Origin of the sequence: Gramella sp. AN32 (assembly GCF_023718305.1) — a bacterium.
Taxonomy (GTDB): Bacteria; Bacteroidota; Bacteroidia; order Flavobacteriales; family Flavobacteriaceae; genus Christiangramia; species Christiangramia antarctica.
In genome coordinates, this window is sequence record NZ_QEYO01000007.1 from 184,082 (window position 1) to 201,590 (window position 17,509).

The 17,509-nt window shown below is 36.0% G+C and carries 19 protein-coding genes and 1 pseudogene; 12 read left to right on the forward strand and 8 right to left on the reverse strand.

All coding sequences use genetic code 11. The features are described from left to right. Positions 1-74: 74 nt before the first annotated feature. The 5 genes from DHD80_RS10265 (at position 75) to qatD (ending at position 6,227) form a co-directional block, all read left to right on the forward strand. Positions 75-1,409 carry an RNA-binding domain-containing protein gene (locus DHD80_RS10265; protein WP_251741077.1) on the forward strand — a complete coding sequence of 445 codons (1,335 nt, stop codon included), beginning with the start codon at positions 75-77 and terminating at the stop codon, positions 1,407-1,409. 115 nt (positions 1,410-1,524) lie between these two features. After that, positions 1,525-3,390 carry a P-loop NTPase fold protein gene (locus tag DHD80_RS10270; RefSeq protein WP_251741078.1) on the forward strand — a complete coding sequence of 622 codons (1,866 nt, stop codon included), beginning with the start codon at positions 1,525-1,527 and terminating at the stop codon, positions 3,388-3,390. A gap of 2 nt (positions 3,391-3,392) precedes the next feature. Continuing rightward, positions 3,393-4,139 (forward strand): hypothetical protein, encoded by a 747-nt coding sequence (locus tag DHD80_RS10275; protein ID WP_251741079.1) that lies wholly within the window; start codon positions 3,393-3,395, stop codon positions 4,137-4,139. Further along, positions 4,129-5,502: a Qat anti-phage system QueC-like protein QatC gene (gene qatC, locus DHD80_RS10280; protein WP_251741080.1), complete on the forward strand. Its 1,374-nt coding sequence runs from the start codon at positions 4,129-4,131 to the stop codon at positions 5,500-5,502. The genes DHD80_RS10275 and qatC overlap by 11 nt, the downstream gene beginning before the upstream one ends. Then, on the forward strand, positions 5,499-6,227 hold the full coding sequence (gene qatD, locus DHD80_RS10285; RefSeq protein WP_251741081.1) for a Qat anti-phage system TatD family nuclease QatD: 729 nt from the start codon (positions 5,499-5,501) through the stop codon (positions 6,225-6,227). The genes qatC and qatD overlap by 4 nt, the downstream gene beginning before the upstream one ends. Positions 6,228-6,234: 7 nt before the next feature. Here qatD and DHD80_RS10290 read toward each other — a convergent pair whose 3' ends face one another. From DHD80_RS10290 to DHD80_RS10320, 7 genes are read right to left on the reverse strand one after another with little or no spacing between them, the layout of a single operon-like run. Further along, positions 6,235-6,606, reverse strand: coding sequence for a hypothetical protein (locus DHD80_RS10290; RefSeq protein WP_251741082.1), 372 nt, complete (start codon positions 6,604-6,606; stop codon positions 6,235-6,237). Positions 6,607-6,613: 7 nt separating this feature from the next. Then, a complete protein-coding gene (locus tag DHD80_RS10295) occupies positions 6,614-7,444 on the reverse strand; it encodes a DUF4138 domain-containing protein (RefSeq protein WP_251741083.1) in 831 nt (276 codons plus the stop codon). Beyond that, a complete protein-coding gene (gene traM, locus DHD80_RS10300) occupies positions 7,441-8,370 on the reverse strand; it encodes a conjugative transposon protein TraM (protein WP_251741084.1) in 930 nt (309 codons plus the stop codon). Before traM ends, DHD80_RS10295 begins: the two co-directional genes overlap by 4 nt. Positions 8,371-8,401: 31 nt before the next feature. Continuing rightward, on the reverse strand, positions 8,402-9,016 hold the full coding sequence (locus DHD80_RS10305; RefSeq protein WP_251741085.1) for a conjugal transfer protein TraK: 615 nt from the start codon (positions 9,014-9,016) through the stop codon (positions 8,402-8,404). A 20-nt stretch (positions 9,017-9,036) separates the two neighbouring features. Then, on the reverse strand, positions 9,037-9,879 hold the full coding sequence (locus DHD80_RS10310; RefSeq protein WP_116769713.1) for a hypothetical protein: 843 nt from the start codon (positions 9,877-9,879) through the stop codon (positions 9,037-9,039). A gap of 1 nt (position 9,880) precedes the next feature. Then, positions 9,881-10,462: a conjugal transfer protein gene (locus tag DHD80_RS10315; RefSeq protein ID WP_251741086.1), complete on the reverse strand. Its 582-nt coding sequence runs from the start codon at positions 10,460-10,462 to the stop codon at positions 9,881-9,883. Positions 10,463-10,466: 4 nt separating this feature from the next. Next, a complete protein-coding gene (locus DHD80_RS10320; RefSeq protein ID WP_251741087.1) occupies positions 10,467-12,869 on the reverse strand; it encodes a TraG family conjugative transposon ATPase in 2,403 nt (800 codons plus the stop codon). A gap of 29 nt (positions 12,870-12,898) precedes the next feature. Between DHD80_RS10320 and DHD80_RS20000 the strand changes: the two genes are divergently transcribed. Beyond that, positions 12,899-13,123 (forward strand): hypothetical protein, encoded by a 225-nt coding sequence (locus DHD80_RS20000; RefSeq protein WP_347709968.1) that lies wholly within the window; start codon positions 12,899-12,901, stop codon positions 13,121-13,123. A 16-nt stretch (positions 13,124-13,139) separates the two neighbouring features. Here the strand turns inward: DHD80_RS20000 and DHD80_RS10330 are convergent, their stop codons facing one another. Then, a complete protein-coding gene (locus DHD80_RS10330; RefSeq protein WP_008610937.1) occupies positions 13,140-13,427 on the reverse strand; it encodes a hypothetical protein in 288 nt (95 codons plus the stop codon). Between the two features lie 189 nt (positions 13,428-13,616). Here DHD80_RS10330 and DHD80_RS10335 point away from each other — a divergent pair, with 189 nt between their 5' ends. From DHD80_RS10335 to arsB, 6 genes and pseudogenes are all read left to right on the forward strand, one after another. Then, positions 13,617-14,240: an N-acetylmuramoyl-L-alanine amidase gene (locus tag DHD80_RS10335; protein WP_251741089.1), complete on the forward strand. Its 624-nt coding sequence runs from the start codon at positions 13,617-13,619 to the stop codon at positions 14,238-14,240. A 163-nt stretch (positions 14,241-14,403) separates the two neighbouring features. Next, positions 14,404-14,736 carry a metalloregulator ArsR/SmtB family transcription factor gene (locus DHD80_RS10340; RefSeq protein ID WP_251741090.1) on the forward strand — a complete coding sequence of 111 codons (333 nt, stop codon included), beginning with the start codon at positions 14,404-14,406 and terminating at the stop codon, positions 14,734-14,736. A 40-nt stretch (positions 14,737-14,776) separates the two neighbouring features. Beyond that, positions 14,777-15,242: pseudogene (locus DHD80_RS10345) on the forward strand (DUF6428 family protein). Between the two features lie 20 nt (positions 15,243-15,262). Beyond that, positions 15,263-16,036 (forward strand): metallophosphoesterase family protein, encoded by a 774-nt coding sequence (locus tag DHD80_RS10350; protein WP_251741091.1) that lies wholly within the window; start codon positions 15,263-15,265, stop codon positions 16,034-16,036. Between the two features lie 12 nt (positions 16,037-16,048). After that, on the forward strand, positions 16,049-16,429 hold the full coding sequence (gcvH, locus tag DHD80_RS10355) for a glycine cleavage system protein GcvH (protein ID WP_251741092.1): 381 nt from the start codon (positions 16,049-16,051) through the stop codon (positions 16,427-16,429). Position 16,430: 1 nt separating this feature from the next. Continuing rightward, entirely contained in the window at positions 16,431-17,489 is a 1,059-nt protein-coding gene (gene arsB, locus DHD80_RS10360; protein WP_251741093.1) for an ACR3 family arsenite efflux transporter, read from the forward strand. The last annotated feature ends 20 nt before the right edge of the window (positions 17,490-17,509 follow it).

Sequence of the window (17,509 nt, forward strand, 5' to 3'; positions counted from 1 at the left end):
TCTATTGTGATTTTTTTAAAATCATTTCTCACAATTTAATATCATTATCTTTACTGTCAGATTTTGATTAAATAATGACCGAAACAAACCGCATAGAATACAAACGTGAACTGTCCGATGGACTTGAAAAAGAGGTTGTTGCTTTTTTGAACTATCGTGAAGGTGGCATTATCTATATCGGTATTGATAAGGAAGGGAACACTTACGGTTTGCCTGATGCGGATGGCGACCAGTTAAAGATTAAGGATAGGTTGAAGAACAATATTCGTCCTTCTGCATTAGGTCTTTTTGATATTGTGAGCGAGGAACGAGAGGGCAAGAACATCTTAAAAATCATCGTGGCGAGTGATCCTGAAAAACCCTATTATCTCAAAAAGTATGGGATGAGCGAAAAAGGTTGTTTCATTCGCTTGGGTTCAGCAGCTGAACCGATGCCACAAAAAATGATAGACGAGCTTTTTGCCAAACGTACCCGAAATTCCATCAGCAAAATTAAAGCGGGTCGGCAGGATTTAAGCTTTAGTCAGTTGAAAATCTACTACGAAGAATCGGGACACACCCTTGGTAAAGCTTTTGCAAAAAACTTGGAACTACTTACCGAAGATGGCGCATTCAATTATGCCGGCTATCTTTTGGCAGATAAGAATAACACTTCTATTAAAGTGGCCAAGTATTCGGGCAAAACCCGAACAGACTTGATAGAAAGCAACGAGTATGGTCACGAATGTTTGGTCAAAGCCACCAAGCAAGTGATAGATAAAATTGCTGTCGAGAACCGAACCAATACAAAAATAACGGCTAAGGAAAGACAACAAGCCAACCTTTGGAATCCCATCGCCTTACGCGAGGCCATTATTAATGCCTTTGTGCATAATGACTACACCAATGAAATAACCCCAAAGTTTGAAATCTTTAGGGATAGAATTGAAATCACTTCGTCTGGTGGTCTTCCGGAAGGATTAAGCGAACAGGAATTTTACGAGGGCTTCTCAGTCCCGCGCAACAAGGAACTGATGCGAATTTTCAAGGATTTGGAACTGGTAGAGCAATTGGGCTCTGGCATCCCTCGTATTTTGGAACACTATGGGAAAGAGAGTTTTAAATTTTCAGACAACTTCCTTAGAATGACTTTTACAGCTAAAGAAACTGCTGTTGAAGAAGGTGGTCAAATAGGTGGTGTAATGGGTGGTGTAATTGATGAGACTGAAGCTCTAACTAAAAGACAAAAAGAAGTTCTTAAACTTATTGCTGCTAATACTTCAATAACCTATAATGAAATAGCTGAAGCTTTAAGTATTAATGAATCTGCTGTTGGCAAACACATTATAGCTATCAAAAATAAAGGTTTGTTAGTGCGTCAAGGCGATACACGAGGCTATTGGGAAATCAATCTCGATAAAAAACTCTGAGAATTGTTTTCTTCAACAATTTATATATCATATAGATATAAAACAATAAATTGATTTTTTGTTAAAAACTTTAACAATCTTACTATATTGTCGTTTGAATAAATAATGACAATATATGTGGTCTGATAATGAAACAACTGAAGACCTTTTAGGGTTTAAAGTACACGCGGATTTGATTGCCGAGGTAATAAATGATTCTGACTTATTGCCGATAACAATGGGTGTTTTCGGCGATTGGGGTAGTGGTAAATCCAGTATACTAAAAATCTTAAGCGAACAATTAAAAGAAGAGGAGGATGGGACATTTGTACTCTACTTTAATGGTTGGCTTTTTGAAGGTTATGATGATGCTAAAGCCGCACTCTTAGAATCTATTATTAAAGAGTTCGAAGAAAACAAAAGATTTGCCCCTGAAGTAAAACAAAAGGCCAAGAAGCTAATTAAGTCAGTTAATTGGATGCGTATTTTAGGTTTGGGTTTTAAGAATATTGCATTGCCAGTTGCAAGTGCCTATTTAACCGGAGGAGTATCAATATTGCCTTTTTTAGCGGGAAAGCTTTCCAAAATTGATAGTTCTGATATAATCGATAAACTTAAAGGAGACGAAGCGGAAGGATTTTTGAAATCTTTGGTAAAAGATTTGCCAGAGGAAGACCCGTCTATGTTAGTTCGAGAATTTAGAGAAAACTTTAAGGAATTAATAAAGGAATCTAAAATAAGTAAGCTTGTCATAATCATAGATGACTTAGACCGATGCCAACCAGATAGGATTATTGAAAATCTTGAAGCAATTAAGCTTTTTCTCAATGTGGAGAATACTGCTTTCATAATAGGTGCAGACCCAAGAATAGTAAGAGATGCGATTTCCCATAGGTTTAAAGTTAGGGATGTTGAGCCAGGGACGGGAAATAGAATTGTTAGTGATTATTTAGAAAAGCTAATTCAAGTACCCTATAATTTACCCAAGTTGTCAGACTCTGAGGTAGAAACTTATATTTCTTTACTTATTTGCAAACGAGAACTAACTACCGAAACATTTCATACCGTACTGGAAACATTCTACGCTTATCGAGAAAATGATAGATATAGTGTTTTTGGACTGGCAAATATTAAGGGCGTAATCGGAACAGTTGAATTTGAAAAACTATCGAAGAGTCTGGGCTCACTTCCCGCCCTATCATCAATCATAACACAAAGTTTATATGGCAATCCAAGGCAAATTAAGAGATTTTTAAACACTTTTATTTTAAGGAATAGACTGGCCAAAGTCGCAAACATATCTGGATTTGATGAATCTATTTTGGCGAAATTAATGATTCTCGAATATACGGAACTTCCTTTGTTCGTCAAGTTATATGAATGGCAATCTACCAAAGACGGTAGACCGAATCAAATTTTAGAGTTGGAAACCGAGTGTTCCAAATCGTCTGAAGCGGATTTCAAAGAGTATTTGGGCAAAAGTGATTATAGCAATTGGAATAAAGATAAAGTAGTTAAATGGTTAAAAGTAGAACCTGCTTTATCAGAAATAGACTTACGTGATTATTTTTGGATTTCCAGAGATAATATCTCGTCTACTATTGCCGGCGCAAGCCTAATTCCGCCTATCATCAAATCCGCATATAATAAGCTGAATCAAGAAGGTCTGCCAGTTAAAGCAACAAAGGCAATAATCAAGAAAGATGTTATGTTGCTAAACGAATCGGAATTAAATCAGTTCCTTGAGTTCTCTGTAGCAATGGCCCAAAGAAATCAAGAAAGTCCCCTTTCGTATAAGCTTTTTCAATTTATGATAGAAGAAGGTGTTAGAGGTTCTGATGAGTCATATAAATATTTACTTAACCTAGTAGATTTAGCAAAAATACCACCTGCCATTGGCGTTGATTTGAGAAGTTTTAAAGAGAATCCAGTTTTGGGAGACTTTCTTTCAGAATTATTATCAACATCTAAATCTAAGGTAGCAAAGGCATTTAATAAATAAGTATGGGCACATCCAAATCATATTCAGCTTCGGTCAAAGGTCAACCCCAATGGGGCGAACTTAGTAGTGAGGTTACACGAAATTGCACAACAGCGAAGATACCAACGGACAACCTTAGAAATATAACAGGGAAATTTGTCCGAGTGGTTGGCGGTTCAAAACGAGCAGGAAGAGGTAATTCTCGAATTGCAGGTCGAAGCGGTATTAGAAATGCCAAAAATATCGGAAGATTTTTAGGTAGCTTTTCATCTAATGGTGGTAATCTTTCAGAAGCTCTAAAATCGATTGGTCTTACTGATTTAAAAAGTAAGTCAGCTGAAGATATTATTAACCATCTCATAGAATACTGTAGTGGTCCCGCGTCTACTATTGACGATAGTGCTGCCAAAGAAGCCACGCGAAGATTATTGGAAGAATTAGCTGCAGGGACTGAAACCGCAGAGGATTTAGAAACATCGTTAAAATCAACCCTTGATAGTGAGTCTCTGGAAGAAGTAATAATTAAATATTTTAGCTATTATGTTTTAGAACATCTGTCAATAATGTTTTATGAAAAGCTTGTAGAAAGTAAAGGTAAAACGGAATGTTCAAGTCTTTTTAAGCAGATTAAAGACTTTATAAATTCTAGCTTAGCTGAAATGAATAAAACGAATTCCTTAGACAAAATAGATTGGGGTGGCGATGATGGAGATAGGGTAATAAAAAACATACAAGAGGATGTTTTAAAAGTATTTGAAGATGAGAATTAAAATAGAAGTTAATCCCGCAAAGGATGGGCAATTTTCGGAGACATTCTTATGCCAGGAAATAGACGGAGTGCAGAAAAAAGCACAATTGAATATTGCTCATTTTCATAATTTATATGATTTTACAAAGGAGACATCATCAGTAGGGTTTGATTTTTTTCTTATTGCTGCAATCGTATATGGCACAGACGATTTACTTTCACGAGAACTGTACTCGTATAATGGTTGGACTAGAGAGATTGAAATTGAATTTCCAGTAAAGAATATAGATTATTGGAAACTTGCTATAACTGAGCTCGAAGAAACCCTTGGCTTTTTAACAGGAGATGTATGGTCTATTACATTTAGACAATTGGAGGTAGAAGTGCTTTATTTACCTAGGAAAAACCGCAGGAAGGGTAACATACCAAAATATAATTATCCCAATATTGAGTTCGTCAGTCTATTTTCAGGCGGTCTTGACTCATTGATAGGGGTTATCAACAAATTGAATAGTCTAGATAATGGTAAAATAGGATTGCTGGTATCTCATTTTGACCCTACTTATACTGGTCCCAAAAAAGACCAAACTCTTATTTTGGAAGAATTTGAAAAAAGCTTTGAGAATAAATACAAACATATTAGAGCAACCGTTGGTCTTTCCCAGAGATATATTAACGGAGATAAGATAACAAAAGATGCCAATCAGAGAAGTAGATCAATACTATTCATTGGAATAGCGGCGTATCTCTTGAACAAAGTACCAACCTCTAACACAATTTTAATTCCAGAGAATGGTACTATTTCTTTAAATCATCCTTTGACCAAATCAAGGACAAGTTCATTGAGTACTAGAACGACACACCCTTACTTTTTTAGAAAACTGCAAGAATCATTAGAAATTGCTAATTTGAATATTTCTTTAATTAACCCCTTCAAATTGGACACTAAAGGGAAGATGGTTGTTGATTGTGATAATACAACTATACTTCAGAAAACATATCCACTATCAGTTTCTTGCGGTAAAAGAGGGCACAAAGTCCATTGGGAAAATCGCAATGCCAAACAATGTGGAATTTGTATGCCTTGTATTTATAGAAGGGCAGCATTACACAAAAACAATTGGGATACGGACACTTACGGAAATGACCTATTAACGTTAACAGATATGAACAAAGCTAAGCCTGATGTAAAAGCTTTATTTGATTACCTTGGAACATCTATCAGTCTAAAAGAAATTAAACGGAATCTGCTTGTAAATGGTAGCATTGAGATTTCGAATCTGGATGCATATGCAAATTTAGTACATAATTCAAGGGTCGAAATTTTAAATTGGATTAGTGATAAAGGTAATGACCAATTGAAAGAAATACTTAAAATCCAATGATTGATGCTCATTGTCATATTGATTTATACCCAAATCCTGAAAAACTTCTCAGGGAACTGGATAAACAGGGAATAACCGTAATCTCAGTAACTAATCTTCCAAGTCATTTCGAGATGGGATTACCACATTTCAAATCTTTAAAGAAGATAAGGTTGGCATTAGGAATGCATCCACTATATGCAGAAAACCATTCCGAAGAATTTTCTGCATTTTTAAGATTGATTGATGTAACTAGTTACATTGGCGAAGTTGGTTTGGACTTTTCCAGAGAAGGGCTTTCAACTAAAGATATTCAGGTTATCAGTTTTCGAAAAATTTTAAAAGCGCTTCAAGGCAAGAAGAAAATACTTAGTATTCACTCAAGAAAGGCTGAAAGAGAAGTACTTAATTGTTTAATCGATTTTCAAGCAAAAGGAGCAATATTCCATTGGTATTCAGGTCCCATTAAACTTATAGTAGAAATCGCCAACGCTGGTTTTTTCTTCTCTATAAATAATGCAATGATTAAAAGTAAAGCTGGTCAAGCTAGAATTTCTAAAATTCCTCAAAATAAAATTTTGACCGAAACTGATGGGCCTTTTATAGAAATCAAAGGCAAGCCTGTTAAATCTAGTGATGTCAAGGAAATAATTATTTATCTATCTCAAATCTGGAACTGTTCCTATTCCAAAACAGATGAAATCATAAATAATAATTTTAAAGTTTTGCTATCTAGTATAAGGTAGTTATAAGCTAAAAGGGCGATTTATCCTTTGAGCCTCTCGCATCCGCCAACCACTTGCCATTTTGTTTAACCAGTTTAAAAAGGCCTGGTGTCTTATCATAGGCTGTTGTATATTTTACCCAAGCCACGTCACCCATAATCGTATCTTGCAAAACAGTAAAGTTGGAATCATCCTTTACCGTAGCATTAAACATATTTATAGTATTCATATAGTTAGAATATGCTTGTGGTGTAGAGTTGGCTTTTAGAGCTTCCTCATCCTTTTCATAAAAGCTTTCAATAACAATTTGGGCTGTAATACTTGGTCCTGAAGTTTTAGTTTCAGAATCAGCGCAAGAAAGGAATAGTACTATGAGCGAGAAAACGACAATTTTTTTCATAACAGTATTAATCTGGGTTATTAATATATCTATGTGATAGTTTCATTTCAATGTTTCGTTCGCCATCTTTCTCGTTCAATTCCAAAATTGCCCTACGGTCATCGGATAATGAAAATTTGGATATCACATAAACAAATCGAGCCTTTTCATTTTCTTTAATCTTAGACGGCATATTATGTTTATAAATTGGTCTTTGATAGAGCCGTTGCAATGATTTTCGCTTTCCTTTTTGCCGAGTTTCAATCGAAAGGTTCAAGAAATTCAAATCGTAATCCAAGGTAGAATTATTCTCAATCTGGATAACGAAATAGAGTTCTTCTTTATCAAAAACAATATTCTCAACACTCAAAACGATACCTTCATTTCGATTTTTAATTCGACCGATACGCTGATTTCTATTAAGAAGATACGAGCAGAATTGTTGGTAGTAATACGTTCTATTATCTACACGTTCTTCAGAGGATTCAGCAAGAATAGAATCGACTTTAATCGGTTTCTCATTCCCTATACTATTGGATAGCGGAATGAAATAATTGAGCTTAGATAGCTGTTTTTTATATCTTACAATATACGAAAAAACTGAACCATTTCTATTGACTACCAGTAGATTACTTTCTTTACCAGGCTTTGCTTGAAGAAGTCCAAAATACTGTTCTTTTTCACGATTGTAGGTAAAAACAAAATTATCTGAACCGGTTATGCCTTGCCGAATAGGTTCAGGGAAGAATAATGCAACGTTTTTGGTGTCGTTGGCATATATGGTATCGAGAACTGTAGTTGTTTGCGCTTTCGCGAAAGCGGAAATCAGTATCGCAAATATTAAAATTGTTGCTCTCATAATTTAGGTTTTAGAATTAATTTATAATTATTCAATACCGTAACTTTTACGTTTCGGTTGTTACGTCTGAGTACTTTGGATATACCACCAACTTGTGGTACGGTAGGAATGTTGATATCGCCAATAATATCGTCCAAGACTTCGGTGGTGGCTTCTGCCCGAAAATTGTTCTGTACGTAAATACCTTCACTACCATCAGATAAATCAAAAGCTTTGAGTTTTGTAGGATGATGCTTTATGTTTTCAATTTCAATGAGCGCACGATTAGGTTGAAAGCTTATAAAACCGAAAATAGTTGTGTTCTTTGGCATCAGCTTACCATTGATGGTAGCTGTTTTGGTAAGGCGCATTCGTAATCTGGTATTCGCTTTGACTATTTGGTCGCCATCTACTACCACGTAAATTGTTTCATCGGTATTACCAATGATTGAAACCTCGTTCGGTTTTGGCGAAGCAGCAAAGAACAATTGGTGTTCCAAGCCTAATTCTTTGGCTTCAATTTTTTGTTCCCGCTTTACTTCAGCAGAATCGATTGTTGATACCGTTTTGCGAACAGTTCTTTTTTGTCCCAAATTCTGGTATCGCTTCTCTGAATACTGAATCTTACCAGCCTCATAGATGCTATGTACGATACGCTCTTTTTCGCGTTCTGGAAGATCTGGGTCGTAAAATCCCAAGGAATCGATTAGTTTTTCATCGTAGATGCTGGGTGCATTGTTTTCACGTACTTTCTTCAAGTCGTTAATCGCATCCAGTTTGGAATCATATTCTTTTTGGTCTTCTTCCAAATCCGGCACTAAGGTCTGTTTAAGGTTTTCTGTTTCACTTTCATCATCGCCCATAACCATTACAGAATAGGAAATCAGGAATATGAAAATCACGGCCAACACCGCTGCAAATACTATTTTGTTCTTTTCTACTTTCATAATCGTGGTTTTTTAAATGCCGATTATCGGCTCAATTTTCATCGTTTAGTTTTTTTAAGGTGTTCTCGAAGTAATTCGTAATCAATAATCCGTGTGGATTGTTTGGGAAGTTTCGGTCAACCATAATTAAGTTTCCGGTGGAAACCAGTTCATAAGTGTCGATGATTGAACCTCTATTGATTTCAAAAATGGTGGTGGTTGTAAAACTATACGAGCCATTATTTTCGTTTATCCTTGAGTCAACACTCAATACTTTTTGAACCAATGAATACTGAAGCAATCGGTTATAAACGCCATCAGCTTTCTTCTGACGGTAAAGATTGTCCACAGAACTATTGCCTAACCAAAGTGCTTTTTCCAAATTCCTTTCATAGTTACTGGCATCGATGTTATAGAAGTAATTGTGGAACAAATCCAAATGTGCGAGAGCTTCAACCCTAAAGTTTTCTTTTTGCGTCACGAGTTTCAGCGGAATGATACTGCCATCTGTATTGATTGCAAAAGCACTATTGAGCGCTTTTTGATTTGTATTGAATACCATCCAAACTGAAAAGGTACTGGACAGTAAGGCACAAACAACAACTGCCAAAACGATAAACCGATTCAATTTTAGGACGTTATAAATATTCTTGTATGGTGTTTTCATATTCTTATTTTTAATCTGCCTTAGGCAGTAAACAATCTGAGCGTAAAGGACGTTGCACGTTTGTACAATTTGAATTTCAGGAAAACAATAAATGCAACAGAACCTAATTGAACCACAGGCGCAAAAAAGCCTTGACCTGTATCGGTACCAAATAAGTTGACCCAAAAATTGGTGTTGATTTCCGTATAAATAGCGTTAACAAATACATTGACTAAAAAGAATGCCGGCACTAACATATATACAGCAGCATACAACTTGAAGAATGTATAAGCAAGTGAACGGAATTTTTCAAATACTGCAAGGCTAATGACCAAAGGGAAGAACGCTTGCATTATCCCCAAAAGGAAAAAACGCTCTGCCAAAAACAACGGATAAATGAATAGGTCAAGAATCCAAAGTATAGTGCTTAGAATAAATGCCAATATCTTAAACCCATACAATGGTGTTACTAAAGCTTCGTATAAAAGGGTCATAGCTGAGCTTGCAGCATCAAAAAGACTTACGTCTTCCTCTAAAGGAATGTCCTGCATTTGTAATGGTAATAACGCAGGTGCTGTGCCCCTATACTGCCCCTCGATGGCTACCAATATCCCATCAAAGAACCCTAACACCTGCGTTGAGAAAATTACTAATATGACAATAGCAAAATTCTTCATCAAGTCCCCTGGGCTCAATCCCCAAGTATAACCGTCTTTATCCGCAACACCTTCATTGTACTTTTTCAGGATGTTAACCAGAAAAAATAGGACAGCGAGCGTTTTCATTCCGGCAATAGTGTATTGCGAGAAGTTGCTGCTCTGTATGGTCTGGAACACCGCATCTATGTATTCCAACCCAATCCCTAAAAGTATAGTTGCGGTCATTTTAATATCCTGTTTCGCGGTTATTTACCTTATCCTGCATTTTTCTGAAGGAAATGATATCACGATAGCGTTTTGTTTTAGTGGTTATGCTGGAAACCATTTGCTTTGATTCCAACTCTTTTGCTTTAAGAATTTCGGCACGTTCGGCATCGCTCATTTTTAGATAGTCGCTGGACAGGATTTCATCAATAAAATCCACCGTGTCCAATGAATTTTGAACTATGGCATCGAATGATTCCACAACTCTTGAAACTTCATCTGGTTTGATGTAAGGCGAGTTTAAAATATCCTGTAAATCATTTTGCATTACATTGATAAGGCGTTGATTGTTGTCTGCAATTTCTTGAACTGCTCTAAGTTGCTGAACCACACTTGAAACCTTTTCGATGGCCTCTTTTGCATCTTTTAAAAATTTTACAGACTTAATCATTTGAGCTGTCTGCTTGCCAGATTCTAAGAGTTGTTTTACCAAGCTGATAAAATTGGTATTGTCATAAGTGGGCATTCCCTGTGCAGTAGCGTTACCCGACATAAATAAGGTCAATGCTACTGTCATTAGTAAAATTTTGATTTTTGTCTTCATAATATTATGTTTTAGATGTGAATTGAATTATTGCTTTTTCCATATCGTGATGCTCGTTGTAGAGCTTCATTATTTCTTCGTTTTCCTGACCATCGGTTAAGTAAGCCGCATAGACTTCCTTCGGAACTTCAAGCCTAAAAATGTTACTTTCCTTGCCAATTTTGATGAACATTTCGGTGTACTTGCGTGGACCAGAAAGATTGTTTTTAATGGATTTTAATTGGTTCAAATCGTGGCTGGAAAGGTTGAGTCTTTTAACCAATTCGCCATAGCCTTTTTCATTGTTTAGGCTATAAATGACTTGTGTGTTTTCAAGAATACTTGCTGAAGTTGAGTTGTTCGGAAGCTGATTTATGGACTGAAGAATGATGCCGATAGCACCGTTTTGTTTACGGATAGCTTGATAGTAGAACTCGACGCTTTCCAGTACGTTTTCAAACTTTAGTTGTTTGGCAAACTCATCAAAGAGGATAATACCCTTTTCAGCTCTGTTTTTCCAAATGGTTCTTTGGATGGCTGACTTTATCAGCTTTAACATTACGGACAGGATTTCTTTATTGTCCTTCACTTCATCCAGTTCAAAAACAATCAATCGTTTGTCCTCAATTTTATAGGTTTGGTCTTCACTCACTTCAAACAGAAAGCTATATAGACCATCGCCGACATATTCTGACATTACGTGTAAGAAGCTCGTAACGTTGAAGTAGTCGGGATGGATTTTTAGGGTGTCCAGAAGGTCTTTCTCATTCCTTTCTATAAAGCTGTAAAAACCATCTAAAGAATGATTTTCTGAAGTGCTATCGTAATAGTGGCGTAATATCTTTTTGACCGATACCGATTGTGCTTTCGTAACCTTTAAATCTGAAGCAAATAACTCAAACAAGAAAACCGACAAGTCTTCCAAACGTTCAGGTGTGAGGTCATTTGTGTCACTTATGTAAAATGGATTGATACCCAAGTTCTTTCCACTTTCGTAGCGAAGCACCGTATATTTTTCAGGATAGAGTTTTGCAAACTTGGTGTAAGAGCCACCTAAATCAATGATGACCAAACGTACACCACTTTCAAAATATTGGCGTAAGATGTTATTGGCCAAAAAAGATTTGCCTTCGCCAGTTGGCGCAAAAATGGCAAAGTTTCGTGCCTTGATGCGTTTCTTCTTTTCATCCCAAACATCCTTCAGGACAGGAATGTTATGTTCACGGTCGTTAAAGATGATTCCGGTGTTATCAGATTTATAGTTTGTATTGTTGATGAATAGGCAAAGTGCGTGCTTTAAATCGGTTACATACAAATCATTATTTGAGAAATTAGAAGAGAAACAGCAGTAGCTATTTAGGATGTAATTCTTACGTTCTTCGCCTCTTGGATAATACGGGATGATGTCCAATTCCTTAAATTCAGTCTTTATTTTTGAAGTTATTTTGTCGAGCTCTTTGGCATCTTTAGACCAGTACACTATGTTCAAATGACCACGAATGATTCTGGCATTATCATCGGCATTAATTTTGTCAAGAATGTGCTGGATTTTACCAAGTACCACTTTATTTTGCGAACCGAAATTTGAACTCTTATTGAGTTCCTCAATTTTCTTATCGAGCATTTTGCGCCACTTTTGTTTGTCGTCCAAATAAATAATCTGATTAACAATATGATTCTCGTTAAGCGTAAGCCCTAAGCCATCAACAAACCCTTGATGAAATACAAAATCGTCAGAAGTGAATTTCTCATTGGTTTTGCTACTCTGTACACTTTCGCCAAAGCACAGTTCGCTATTGATGGCAAGGGCATCAAAATGGTTTTCGCCAATATTGACGCTTTTCTTATCAAGTAAAATATCAGTATCATAGCCTTCATTAAAACCGTTGAAGTAACTGTTTGTCAGTTGCTGTATTTCTTCCGCTTTAAGCGAAATAAATTCCATCTTTCGGCTATTGTTGATGAAGGAAACCGAATCACTAACCGAGTTTGCGAAGCTTTTAATATTGTCATCCAGTTCCTGTACTATACTCTTTGATACTTTTCGGAATGGATTGACATATTTTGGATTGTTAAGCGCCTTGTTTTTGGTCAAGATGAAGAACAAATAACATTTGTGCTCGATATGTCCACGCCCTTTAAAATGCTTGTGAGTAGCTTTTTCGAGAAAAGTTGTATTCGGAAGTTGTTCTGAAGAATATGATTTTTTAAGGTAGATATCCTGTTTGTGAACCACAGTACCGACAGGCAAAGATTTTAAAGCTTGAAACCAAGCACCGTGCATATCCTCAAAATCCTTTTCAGAAAGCGAATAGATTTCTGGTAGATTACCTTTATAGCACAAGACTACGTTGCCATTATTAGCAAACACGATATTGTCCAGAATATCTACAATAGGTTGATATGCCGAAAGGTTAATCTTGTTCATAATCGAAGCCAGAATTTCTTTTGTTACTAATGATTTTGGGGAAAGCCTTTGCCATTCGGAATAGCTGTGGATTGTGGGTAATTCTTGTCAACGCCACATATAGCGCAGCGTTAAAAACGAGAATACCTATAATTATCCCGAAGCTGAAAGAGAAGATTACTGTGAGCAATGATGCCAATATGGAAACCATCATTAAGGCAAACAGGGAAATGGGCAAGCCAAAAATGACTGCCCTTTTCCTAATGTTTTTATAGACCTCGAAGCGTTTCATTACACAACAATTCCTATGAGGTAAGTAAAGATGCCGACTACTGCGCCAGCAATTAAAACAAATACAAGTACTCTAGTAATTCCTTTTTTAAGGTCTGCATTTTCCCCAAAAAAGTGTCCTGCATTAAACAGGAAACCAACTAGAAAAATCACACCAAGTAGAATTGGAAAAATGGTACGTATGGTATCGCCCACATCGTTAACGGAATCTTCAATTCCCCCAATTTGAGCAAAAAGCGAAGTGGACAATAGCGAAAGAATGGATGCTAAATAGTGTGATTTTTTCATAACGGAAAAGTTTAAATTTTTAGTTCATTTTCGTTATTGGAAATTTACATATATTTGAATATAAATAACTGAAAATCAAATATTTGTGAATAAAATATTATTTGATATTGTTTGAATTCCGTTGTTATTATTTGGTATCAAATTCTATGGTATTTTGAAGGGAAGTTGTTGATAAACCGAAAATTGAAATTGAAAAAAGTGCTCAAAAACGTCAGTTTTGTGATTTTGGTTCTAAAAATGTGCTTCATTTTTGGACAAGAAACGAGTGCTCAAAAACGAATTGTAATTGATGTTGGACACGGCGGAAAAGATGCTGGTACAATCGGAATAAATGGCATCCAAGAAAAGGATGTGGTACTATCTATTGCAAATGAGATTTTAAGCATAAATCAAAAGCCAGAAACACCTTTAGATATTTATTTGACTAGATATAAAGACACTTTAATTTCATTATCAGACAGAACCAAACTGGCCAAAGCCTTAAATGCTGATTTGTTTGTGTCTTTACATTGTAACCATTCTGATAATCCAGATGCAAGAGGTATTGAGGTTTATACTTTGAGAAAACAAGAAAGGTTCTCGAAGGAATCGGTATTTGCAGGCTATAAAATTGAAAGAGCCCTTTGTAAAACAATAGGCTATGAAAGTAGAGGTGTGAAGTTTGCAAACTTTCAGGTGCTGAGGGAAACATCAGATTATTGTCCTGCGGTACTAATAGAATTGGGTTTTTTAAGCAATGTAGATGAAGCTCAGTATTTAATGAGAAAAGAAAATGTGCTCGCCATTGCGCTATCTATTTTAAAGAAATTATAACTTAAAAAATGAGGTTATGAAAGAACTATTCATCGAAATTATTAGAAGCATAAAGCAACTTATTTTTGCTTATTTCAGAGAGATTAAGAATTTAATGCGATAAAATAATTTTGACGATTTAAAAATTAATCGTAATATTGCAATGAATTAATATAATAACGAAATGGGATTGGCGAAAACCGAAATATTTACAGATGAGCAAAACCAAATATCGGTCTTTGCGAAAGCATTTGGTCATCCAGCAAGAGTAGCCATATTACAACACCTTTTTAAAATCGATACGTGTTTCTGTGGCGATTTAGTAAAGGAAATAGGTTTGGCACAACCCACAATTTCCCAACACCTCAAAGAATTAAAATATTTAGGTCTTATAAAGGGAACAGTTGAAGGTACAAGTGTTTGCTATTGTATAGATATGGACAACTGGAAAGAAATGAAGGATATTATGACAGTATTTTTAGGACAAGATTTGTTGCCAAAAAATGAATGTTGCTAAAAAAATTTAAACCATTTAATCGTTTTATTGCGATAAAATTATGAAATTATCACAAATTAAACAAAAGCTTACCCAATTGGACAGGATTGCTTTCCAACTACCTAATGGCGATTTAGTACCCAACCATTTTCACGTTACCGAAGTAGGTAAGATTACAAAACACTTTATCGACTGTGGTGGAACGGTACGTAATGAAGAAGTTGCCAATTTTTAACTGTGGAATGCAAACGATTATGACCACAGGTTGCATCCAGAAAAACTTGAGCATCATTGAACTTTCAGAAAAAATATTGGGTATCGAAGATTTAGAAATTGAAGTGGAATACCAAGCCGAAACTATAGGAAAATTTGGACTCGATTTTGACGGAAACAATTTCTTGTTGACATCTAAACAAACCGACTGTTTGGCTAAAGACCAATGCGGTATTCCAACGGAAAAATCAAAAATGGAATTATCGGAAATTCAAGCAACTAATTCTTGCGCACCAAGTAGCGGTTGTTGTTAAACTTAAAAAATTTAATAGTTATGAAAATTATTCTGTTTAGTGATATTCACTCAAACTTACCTGCGTTGCAGGCCTTTTTCAACGATGTGGATAAAAGGAATGCAGACGCAATTTATTGTCTTGGCGATTTAGTGGGCTACAATATCTGGCCAAATGAGGTTGTCCAAGAAATAAGAAAAAGAAAAATTCCAACAATTGCGGGAAACTATGATTTTGGTATAGGCAGAAAAAGTGATGATTGCGGTTGTGCCTACAAGACAGAGGAAGAAAAAGCCAATGGTGCGGTTTCTATTTCGCTAACCAACGAATTGATAAACGATGATAACAGAGCCTATTTGAGAACGCTACCAGCTCATATCAAATTGGAATTTCAATTAAATGAAGACCAGTTGAATGTGCTACTGGTACACGGAAGTCCACGAAAAATAAATGAATATCTCTTTGAGGACAGGGCAGAGAAAAGTATGATACGGATAATGGAACAAGCCGATGCTGACATTATGTGCTTTGGCCATACTCATAAACCCTATCACAGAACATTCAATTCGGCAGATGAAAACACCCCACATTTTAGACACGCTATCAATATTGGTTCAATAGGCAAACCAAAGGACAGCGATAACCGAGGTAGCTATGTTATTCTGGAAATCAACGAAAATGCTTCTGTTTTGGACAAAGACAGTATTTCGGTAGAATTTGTAAAATTTGAATACGATATTGAAAAAGCAGCAAAAGCGGTCGAAGACAGTATTTTGCCAAACAGTTATGCAGAAAATTTGAGAAACGGATATTAAAACCTCGTAAAAATGGAAACCTCTAATAATATATATTTTTCCAAAGAGCACACTTGGATAAAAATTGAAAACGAAACAGGAACAGTTGGGATTACCCCTTTTGCCCAAAGCGAGCTTGGGGAAATAGTTTATGTTGACCTGCCCAACATTGGCGATGAATTTAAACAAGATGAAGTATTTGGCTCTGTAGAGGCACTAAAGACGGTTAGCGATTTGTTTATGCCCTTAATGGGCGAAGTGATGGCCATTAATGAGGATTTACTCGAAAATCCCACGCTTGTAAACGAAAAACCTTTTGATGAAGGATGGATGATTAAAATAAAAATTAAGGATTTGGAAGAACTTTCAAATCTTTTGAGCGAAGAGGACTATCAAAAAAATATCGAAAAATAATATGGCCAATAAAAAATTAAGCTTTCTCGACAGTTACCTAACATTATGGATTTTTATAGCAATGGCATTGGGCGTGGGTATCGGCTATTTTGCGCCATCCTTTCCAGAAATAGTCAATTCCTTCAGCAGCGGTAGTACAAATATCCCTATTGCCATCGGTTTGATTTTAATGATGTACCCACCTTTGGCAAAAGTCAATTATTCACTTTTACCAAAAGTTTTCAGAAATACAAAAATCCTTTCCATTTCGCTTATACTCAATTGGATTATTGGACCTGTTTTAATGTTCGTTTTGGCAATCACGTTCTTAAGAGATTATCCCGAATATATGGTCGGACTGATTCTAATTGGTTTGGCTCGATGTATAGCTATGGTTTTGGTTTGGAACGACCTTGCGGAAGGAAGCAGCGAATATGGCGCGGGATTGGTAGCCTTGAACAGTATTTTTCAAGTATTTGCATACAGCTTTTATGCGTGGATATTTATTACCGTTCTTCCGCCTTATTTTGGATTTGAAGGTGCTATTGTAGATATTTCGATAGCCACGATTGCCGAAAGTGTTGCAATCTATTTGGGAATCCCTTTTGTTATGGGAATTTTGAGCCGACTGATTTTGGTAAAACTTAAAGGCGAAGAATGGTACACCCAAAAGTTTATCCCGACAATTTCACCAATTACATTGATTGCACTTTTATTTACGATTGTAATAATGTTTTCTTTAAAAGGCGAGCTCATTGTAAAAATTCCGATGGATGTCGTGATTATAGCAATTCCCTTGCTTATCTATTTTGCCTTAATGTTCATTATTGGATTTTTCGTTACCAAGGCAACAGGTGCAGAATATGACAAGACAACTTCCGTAGCTTTTACCGCAGCAGGCAATAATTTTGAATTGGCAATTGCAGTTGCAATCGCCGTTTTTGGACTGAATTCAGGACAAGCATTTGCAGGAGTAATTGGTCCATTAGTTGAAGTTCCTGCCTTGATTTTATTGGTTCGTGTTTCCTTTTGGTTGCGGAAAAAATATTACGGAAAGGCCCGAGCTCTAAACGAATGTTAGCTAAAACTGTTAAAACACTG